1 protein-coding gene is annotated in these 1,376 nt (G+C 61.5%); it reads right to left on the reverse strand.

Annotated features, from left to right (window positions below; genetic code table 11):
* On the reverse strand, positions 1 to 1,376 hold a 1,376-nt coding region (locus ACZ4VL_RS40740; RefSeq protein WP_468211083.1), incomplete at both ends, for an AAA family ATPase.

Consider the following 1,376-nt stretch of genomic DNA (forward strand, 5'->3'; position numbering starts at 1 on the left):
CGCTCATCTGTGGTTTTGGGCTTTCCGTGTTCTCCTTCAGAGGTGCGGCGATCTTGCCTTGGGTGCGCGTTCGCGGAGGGGTGGGGTGTTGGTGGTGGGGGCGTACACCCCCCCCAAGGCCCTGGACAACCGGCCGTTGCGGATCGTCTTTCAGTCCCGCGTCGAGCACGGTCTCTTTGAGGCGTTCCAGCCCCAGGCGTTCGCTCAACCGCTCCACGTCATCGGACGTCGCATACATGCGGTAGGAACCCTTCGTGAGTCGGGTGTAGGCCACCAGGGCGCTGTGGGCGTCGAGCATGCCCAGGTTCGCCAGGTGGTAGATCTCCCGCTTACCTTGGCCCTGGCTCTTGTGAACCGTCCCGGCATAGGAATGCGTCAGTGCTTTCATTTCGAAGCTGTTGAACGTCAATCGCCGGCCATCGGCCTTGGTCTCCGAGCGAATGGAAACGCTGATGTCGTAGCCGCCCGCCCTTGAGGGCTTGATGTTCTCCACCACCGCCTGCGTGCCATTGATGACCCCCAGGTCCTTGTTCTTCGCGGTGAAGACGATCTGATCGCCTTTGGACAACGCCAAGTCGAACTTGCGCCCCTTGTCCCGGGCCTCGATCACCACTTCGTCCTGGCCCAGCTCTCCCCGTTCTTTCAACCCAGCCCGGATGCCCGCATTGAGCGCGGCCACGTCTGCACGGGTGTGGGCGATGACCAACTTCTCCTGCATCGGGGTTGGGTCTTCGAAGTATTCGTGCAGCAAGCGCTCGCGGGAGTCCTTCTCCGTGGCCGTTTCGCGGATGGTGCCGAGCAACCGGGCCTTGATTTCGTTGCCCTTGTCGAGGGTCTGCGCCCGGGAACGGCTGGCCTTTTTCAGATCGATGATCTGGCCGCTTTCGTCCGTGGCGTAGAACGACAACGCGGTTTCTCGGTCTTCCTGTTTGCCCTGGCGTCGGATCTCCGTGAGTTTGGCATCACCCACCGCGCTCTTGGTCAACTGAAAGCCGGACCCAGCTCCGATGGGCTGAAGCTGTTCCACGTCGCCCTGCATGATGACCTTCGCCCCCGCCTTGGCGGCGTAGCTGAAAAGCTTGTGGGTGTTGCGCGCATCGACCATGCCTGCCTCATCCACCACAATGACGTCCGTCTTGCGGAACTGCATCTTTCCTTTGTCCAGGTCATGGAGCATCTGCGCCATGCTCACGCTGGACATGCCGCTTTCCGCCTCCAGCTTCTCGGCCGCGGCGTTGGAAACGCAGACGCCCAGCAACTCGAATCCTTGGGTTTCGTAAGCTGCCCGAAAACACTCACTGATCGTCGTTTTACCGGTTCCGGCGAGCCCAGAAAGATTGACCACGCCCCCGCTGCCCTGGGTGATGTGGTCCAAC

This window comes from Streptomyces sp. NPDC029014, assembly GCF_055564695.1.